Raw genomic sequence first — 6,990 nt, 5'->3', positions numbered from 1 at the left:
CGCGATCACACCCGAGCAACTCTTCGAGGTGCTCGCCGATGCAGAGTCCTGGCCACACTGGGCCACGGTGATCACCGAGGTGACCTGGACGAGCCCAGAGCCGCGCGGCGTGGGCACCACCCGCACCGTGAAGATGCGTGGCGGCATCGTCGGCGACGAGGAGTTCCTCGCGTGGGAGCCCTACAGCCACATGGCTTTTCGGTTCAATGAGGCGTCGACCGGGAGCATCGCGGCGTTCGCCGAGGATTACCGGGTGGTGCAGACGCCGCAGGGCTGTCACCTGACGTGGGTGATGGCGATGAAGCCCAACGGCGTCGCCGCGCGGCTCGGGATGTCGCTGGGCAAGCCGGTGATGGGCGCGATGTTCCAGAAGTTCCTCTACAACCTGCGCGACTACTCCGCCAAGCGCTTCGCGACCTAGTACATCCCCGCCCAGGCGTCCCGTCGCGCGGCGTCAGGATCCGAGACGACGGTGTCGCGCGCGGACAGGATGATGCGGGTGCAACGCCGTTCGGCGTCATAAACGGGCCAGTCGCGTCCATTGGACCAGTGGATTTCACCGCTGTCCCACCCCTGGGCCGCGAAGTCGAGCCACGCGCGTTGCATGCGCCGACCGACCGCCGGCTGCAGCCGCCGCCCCAGCGGATGGATCTTGCGCCCGAGATACGAGGCGTAGCTGTGCTGAATGTGCACGATCTCGCTGCCGTGCGTGGCGCCCAGGCCGAGCATGCGCAGGCTGAGACCGAAATGGTCGAAGCGGTACATGTGGGTCGGGGCCTGACCGCCGTAGGCGTCGGCGAACGCCCACGTGGGGCCGCCGAACATCACGTCCGAGGCGAACGCGAGCAGGGCGCTTCGGCGCGGGTAGCGGGGATAGGCGGCCAGCACGCGCTGTTTGGCGTCGGGCGCGACGCGGGCGAAGTAGGCGTCCACGGCCGCCGCGGTGGTGGGCAGCATCGGGGGTTTGCCCCAGGCGAACATCGACGCTTCGTGGCTGTTGGTTCCGATGATCAGCGGCACCCGCCGCATCGCCCCGGCGCGCGCGGCAACAAGCGGATGATGCGGGAGTAGGTCGACGCCGTGGGTCAGCCCGTATGCCAACGTCGGCGTGGTGGCGGCGCTTTCCAGCTGCAGCCTTCCCGCCGTCCGGCGCAGTTCACGCTGCGGTAGCCCCTTGACCTCCGAGACCGGCACGCCGAGCCGCCGCACGAACTCGTGGGCTCGCTGGGCCCGGGTCTCTCGGTCGGCGATCAACGGCAGCGCCGGGCTCTGCGCGATCGCGCGGCTGAACAGACCCTCGGCCGCGGGGCTGGCGAGCAGCGCGAGCACCGATGTGCCGCCCGCGGACTCGCCGAACACCGTCACGCGCGAGGGGTCGCCTCCGAACGCCGCAATGTGGTCGCGGATCCACCGCAGCGCGGCGATCTGGTCACGCAGGGCGAGGTTGTCGTCGAAGCCGGCGCCCAGATCGCCGAGCTCGAAGCCGCCGAAGACGCCGATGCGGTAGGTGACGTTGACGACGACCACGTCGCCGTTGGCCGCCAGCCGCGAGCCGTTGTACAGCTGAAACTGACCGGCACCGAAGACGAATGCGCCGCCGGGGATCCACACCATCACCGGCAGCGACGCGTTGGTGTCGGGCGACCACACCGTCAACGTCAGGCAGGCCTCGTCGCGGACCTTGGGGTCGTCGCGCCCGCCGCCCACGAACGACTTGCCCTGCGCGGCAGCGGCCCGTGCTCGACCGCGTCACGCAAGCCCGTCCACGGGCGCTTCGGCTCAGGAGCGCGGAACCGCCGTTCCCCCACCGGCTGCTCGGCGTAGGGCACACCGCGCCACACCCCGACGCCGTTCTCGGTCGTGCCGCGCAGATCACCGAGGCCGGTGTGGACGACGACCGAATGTCCGACAACGGTGGCCACGGGCGAATCGTAGTGTGCAAAGCTGAACGCCATGACCTTCAACGAAGGTATGCGGATCGACACCAGCACGACCTCGTCCAGCGGTGGCGGAGGCGGCCCCGGCCGGGGCATCGCGCTCGGCGGCGGCGTCGGTGGCCTGCTCGTCCTCGTGGTGGCGCTGTTCCTCGGCGTCGACCCCAGCTCGGTGGTGCCCCAGCAGGGCCAGTACGACAGCCAGGGTGTCGAGTCGCCGGGCTTCGACCTCAACCAGTGCAAAACCGGCGCGGATGCCAACACGATCCCCGAGTGCCGGGTGGTCGCGACCGGCAACTCGCTCGACGGGATCTGGCCCCAGCTGCTGCCGGACTACACACGTCCGCGCGTCAGACTCTTCACCGGAAGCGTCGACACCCGGTGCGGCCCGGCCACCAGCGACGTGGGGCCGTTCTACTGCCCGGTGGATCAGACCGCGTATTTCGACGTCGACTTCTTCAACGTCCTGCGCGACCAGTTCGGTTCCAGCGGAGGGCCGTTGGCGCAGGAGTACGTCGTCGCCCACGAGTTCGGCCACCATGTGCAGAATCTCACCGGCGCGCTTCGGAACTCGCAGGGCCCCGGTGCGGCCGGACCCACCGGCGGCGGAGTCCGCACCGAACTGCAGGCCGACTGCTACGCCGGCGTCTGGGCGCACTATGCCGCGATCACCAAGCAGGAGGGCACCGACGTCACGTTTTTGGAGCCGTTGACGGACAAGGACATCGCCGACGCGCTGTCGGCCGCGGCATCGGTGGGCGACGACCGCATCCAGCAGCAGGCCACCGGTCGGGTGAACCCCGAGGCGTGGACGCACGGGTCCGCGGCGCAGCGGCAGAAATGGTTCACCGAGGGCTACCGCACCGGTGATCCGAAGGCGTGTGACACATTCTCGACGAATGACCTCGGGTAGGACACCCACGGCCGTCGACGCCGTCGCCGAACGATATCTTGACACCCTCGCCGAACTCGACCCCTGCGCTGCAACGGATATGGGCATCGCGGGTCACGACGAGGAGATCACCGACTACTCCCCCGAAGGCGTCGCCGCGCGTGCCGACGCCGCACGCCGCACGTTGCGCGAACTGTCCGAGGTGACACCCACCGACGCGGTCGACGAGGTGACCGTCGCCGCGATGCGCGATCGCCTCGGCATCGTGGTCGAGCTCAACGACGCCGGGCTCGACGTCGGTGAACTCAACGTCATCGCCTCTCCCCTGCAGTCGATGCGCGACGTGTTCGACCTGATGCCGACCGACACCGACGACGACTGGGCGGTGATCGCGCGCCGGCTATCGCGGCTGCCCGACCGTGTCGCCGGATACGCCGAGGCGCTGCGCGCCGCGGTGGCCGACGGGCATCCGCCGGCGGTGCGCCAGGTCGTGCGCGGTATCGACCAGGCCGCGAGCATCCAGCACCTGCTGGTCGACATGGTCGCGAACGCCGTCCCCGAGAACGCAACGCTGCACGACGATCTGCAGCAGCACGCGGCCAACGCCGCCAACGCCTATCGGGAGCTCGGCAGGGTCCTCGGCGACGACATCGCCCCGTATGCGCCCGCCGAGGACGCCGTGGGCCGCGACGTCTACCGAATGTGGTCGCGGTCGTTCCTTGGTGCCGAGGTCGACTTCGACGAGACGTACCAGTGGGGTTTGGAGCTGCTGGAAAGCATTGTCGCCGAACAGGAAAAACTCGCCCAGCAGTTGTATCCGGGGACGTCGGTCGCCGACGCGCTGCGGTGCCTGGACACCGAGGAGCGTTATCTCGTCCACGGCGTCGACGCGCTGCAGGCCTGGATGCAGGACCTCTCCGACCGCGCGGTCGATGCGCTCGCCGACACGCATTTCGAGATCGCCGAACCTCTGCGCCGGCTGGAGTGCCGGATCGCGCCGACCCACACCGGCGGCATCTATTACACCGGACCGTCGGAGGATTTCAGTCGTCCGGGCCGGATGTGGTGGTCGGTTCCGCACGGCGTCGACACCTTCCACACCTGGCAGGAGACGACGACCGTGTTCCACGAGGGCGTGCCGGGACACCACCTGCAGATCGGCCGCGCGGTCGTGCGCGCCGACCAGCTCAACCGGTGGCGGCGACTGGGCTGCTTCGTATCGGGCCACGGTGAGGGCTGGGCGCTGTACGCCGAACGGTTGATGGCCGAGCTCGGGTGGCTCGACGACCCGGGCAACCGCATCGGAATGCTTGATGCGCAACGTTTCCGGGCCGCACGCGTGGTCATCGACATCGGCGTGCACTGCGGGATGACCGCACCAGACGGCGCGGTGTGGGACGCCGAGAAGGCGTGGAATTTCCTGGTGTCACACAGCGCGATGAACGAGGAGCACCTGCAGTTCGAGCTCGACCGCTACCTCGGGTGGCCGGGTCAGGCGCCGTCGTACGCGATCGGCCAGCGGATCTGGCAACGGCTGCGCGACGACGTGGTGGGCCGCGGCGTGTCGCTCAAGGAGTTCCACGACCGCGCCTTGGACCTGGGCGGGTTGCCGCTCGATGTGCTCCGCTCCGCGCTGGCGCGCGATTTCGCCTCCGGCTGAGCCTCTTTCGTCGCACGCTCACACGCCCTAGCGTGGATGCATGGAGTCCGTGCCCGTCACGCCGAATCTGACCATGCTCGTTGTCAACGGATGGCAGGTCTACGCCTGGCGCGACGGTGACTCGGTCACGCTGATCGACACCGGGGCGCCGGGCTCCGGCGCCGCGATCGCCGAGGCGGTACCCGGAATCGACCGGATCGTGTTGACGCACGGGCACGTCGACCACATCGGCTCGGCGGCCGAACTGCACAGCACGACCGGGGCTCCCGTCGTGGCCGGCGCCGATGACGCCGCCGCCATCCGCGACGGTGCGTCGCTGCCGCCACCGGTTTTCGAGGACTGGGAAGTGCCGATCCACGCGCGGGTCGCCGCGAACCTGCCCGATGCGGCCGACCCTGTACCCGTCGAGCGGGAACTGCGCGACGGCGACATCCTCGACTTCGGCGGAGGCGCGGAGGTGCTGTCGATACCCGGGCACACCGAGGGCAGCATCGCGATCCACCTTCCGCAACACGGCGTCCTGCTCACCGGGGACACCATCGCCAATATCGGCACGCTCATGCTCGGCACCTTCAACCAGGACCGCGCCCGCACGGTGGAGTCGTTCCGCCGGCTCGCCGCCCTCGACGTGGATACGGCGTGTTTCGGACACGGCGAGCCGATCGTCTCCGGTGCCGGCGCCCGGCTTCGGGAGGTCGCCGCCGCGTTGACCTGACGCGAAACCCAACCGACCCCATCCGAATCGCCCGGCGAGTACCGTCACCCGTGGCCGAAGGAGACACCCATGCGCGTCGCAATCGCTGGAGCAACTGGAAACATCGGCGCACGCACCGCCGCCGCGCTCGAACGCGACGGCCACGAGGTCGTCCGCATCAGTCGCTCACTCGGTGTCGACCTGATGTCCGGGGAGGGACTGGACGCCGCGCTCGCCGGAGTGCAGGCGGTCGTCGACACGGTCAGCGCACCGCCGATAGACCGCGACCGCACCATCGAGTATTTCGGCACGACCACGCGCAATCTGCTGGCCGCCGAGCAGCGCGCGGGTGTCGACCACCACGTCTTGTTGTCGATCGTCGGCATCCATGACGTCGAGGGCAATCCGCACTACGCGGGCAAGCGGGAACAGGAGCGGCTCGTCGCCGAGGGACCGGTGCCGTGGACAGTCGTGCCCGCCACGCAGTTTCACGATTTCGCGGCCATGGTCGCCGGCTGGTTCGAACAGGACGGGGTGTCGGCCATCGCACCTCTGCTCGTGCAGCCGATCGCGCCCGACGACATCGCGCAGGTGCTCGCCGAGGTCGCCGTCGGAGCGCCGCAGGGTCGCCACGTCGATGTCGCCGGTCCCGAAACCCAGGACCTGGTCGACATGGCACGCCGGACACTCGCGGTCAGGGGGCAGCAACTGAAGCTGGTCCCGACCTGGTCGGGCATGTTCGGACTGTCGATGGCCGGAAATGTGTTGCTACCGGGCGAGAATGCCCGCATCGCCCCGACGACGTTCGACGACTGGCTCGCCGCCGGCGCCAACTGATCAGGAGACCCGATGACGAATTCCGACACCCCGCTCGCCGGGAAAGTGGCGTATGTGACCGGCGCCGCCCGCGGCCAGGGCCGCCAGCACTGCGTGCGCCTGGCGCGCGCCGGGGCCGACATCGTCGCGATCGACGCCTGCGGACCGGTCGCCGAGCACAACGGTTACCCGCCGGCGCTGCCCGAGGACCTCGCCGAGACGGTGAGCCTCGTCGAAGGTGAGGGCCGCAAGATCGTCGCCGACCGGGTCGACGTCCGCGATCTCACAGCACAGCAGCGGGTGGTCGCCGACGCGATCGAACAGTTCGGCCGCCTCGACATCGTCGTGGCCAACGCCGGTGTGATGAATTGGGGTCGGCTGTGGGAGATTTCGGCCCAGCAGTGGCAAGAGGTGCTCGACGTCAACCTGACCGGCGTGTGGAACACGATCAAGGTCGTCGTCCCGCCGATGATCGAGGCGGGCAACGGCGGGTCGATCATCACCATCAGCTCGGCCGCAGGTGTCAAGGCCGTCCCCGGCTGCGGCCACTACTGCGCCAGCAAGTTCGGCGTCGTCGGGTTGACCAACTCGCTCGCGGTCGAGCTCGGCGAGTTCGGCATCCGGGTCAACTCGGTGCATCCGTACGGCACCGACACCCCGATGGGCAACGACACGTCGATGTGGCAGATCTTCGCCGACCATCAGAACTACATCCACAGTTTCTCGCCCGGCGCGCTGTCGACGGAGTCGTTGGCGGACCCCGATCTGGTCTCCGACATCGTGGTGTGGTTGGCCAGCGACGCGTCGTCTCTGCTGACGGCGGCCCAAATCCCGGCCGACAAGGGTTATCTCAAGATTTGATCCCGCGAGCAGACGCGAAACTGCCGTTTTTCGCGGGGCGGTTTCTAGTGCTTGATGCAACAGCCTCTAGTTGAGGGGTTGTATGAGAGTTCCGCGGTATCCGTTTGTGGGTCGTCGGTTCTGGGCGTTGATC

At 68.8% G+C, this 6,990-nt stretch carries 6 protein-coding genes and 1 pseudogene; 6 read left to right on the top strand and 1 reads right to left on the bottom strand.

Annotation, left to right across the window (positions count from 1 at the left end; genetic code table 11):
• Window positions 1-421: SRPBCC family protein (locus tag A5698_RS10515; RefSeq protein ID WP_068296144.1), on the top strand; the 421-nt coding region annotated here is incomplete at its 5' end.
• On the opposite strand, the pseudogene A5698_RS10510 reads toward A5698_RS10515, so the two are convergent.
• Window positions 418-1,955 (bottom strand): annotated as a pseudogene (locus A5698_RS10510) (carboxylesterase/lipase family protein). The gene A5698_RS10515 and the pseudogene A5698_RS10510 sit on opposite strands and share 4 nt — an antisense overlap.
• On the opposite strand from A5698_RS10510, the gene ypfJ reads away from it, so the two are divergent.
• The 5 genes from ypfJ (at window position 1,954) to A5698_RS10485 (ending at window position 6,857) form a co-directional block, all read left to right on the top strand.
• Window positions 1,954-2,847 (top strand): KPN_02809 family neutral zinc metallopeptidase, encoded by an 894-nt coding sequence (gene ypfJ / locus A5698_RS10505; RefSeq protein WP_067090467.1) that lies wholly within the window; start codon window positions 1,954-1,956, stop codon window positions 2,845-2,847. The pseudogene A5698_RS10510 and the gene ypfJ sit on opposite strands and share 2 nt — an antisense overlap.
• A complete protein-coding gene (locus tag A5698_RS10500; protein WP_068296141.1) occupies window positions 2,834-4,486 on the top strand; it encodes a DUF885 domain-containing protein in 1,653 nt (550 codons plus the stop codon). Before ypfJ ends, A5698_RS10500 begins: the two co-directional genes overlap by 14 nt.
• A 40-nt stretch (window positions 4,487-4,526) precedes the next feature.
• Window positions 4,527-5,201, top strand: a complete 675-nt coding sequence (locus A5698_RS10495) for an MBL fold metallo-hydrolase (RefSeq protein WP_068296138.1) — start codon at window positions 4,527-4,529, stop codon at window positions 5,199-5,201.
• A gap of 69 nt (window positions 5,202-5,270) precedes the next feature.
• On the top strand, window positions 5,271-6,017 hold the full coding sequence (locus A5698_RS10490) for an SDR family oxidoreductase (RefSeq protein WP_068296135.1): 747 nt from the start codon (window positions 5,271-5,273) through the stop codon (window positions 6,015-6,017).
• A gap of 12 nt (window positions 6,018-6,029) precedes the next feature.
• Window positions 6,030-6,857 (top strand): mycofactocin-coupled SDR family oxidoreductase, encoded by an 828-nt coding sequence (locus tag A5698_RS10485; RefSeq protein WP_068296132.1) that lies wholly within the window; start codon window positions 6,030-6,032, stop codon window positions 6,855-6,857.
• The last annotated feature ends 133 nt before the right edge of the window (window positions 6,858-6,990 follow it).

The sequence above is a fragment of the Mycobacterium sp. E136 genome (assembly GCF_001666865.1).
GTDB lineage: Bacteria > Actinomycetota > Actinomycetes > Mycobacteriales > Mycobacteriaceae > Mycobacterium.
This window is presented reverse-complemented; position numbering and strand designations above follow the sequence as displayed.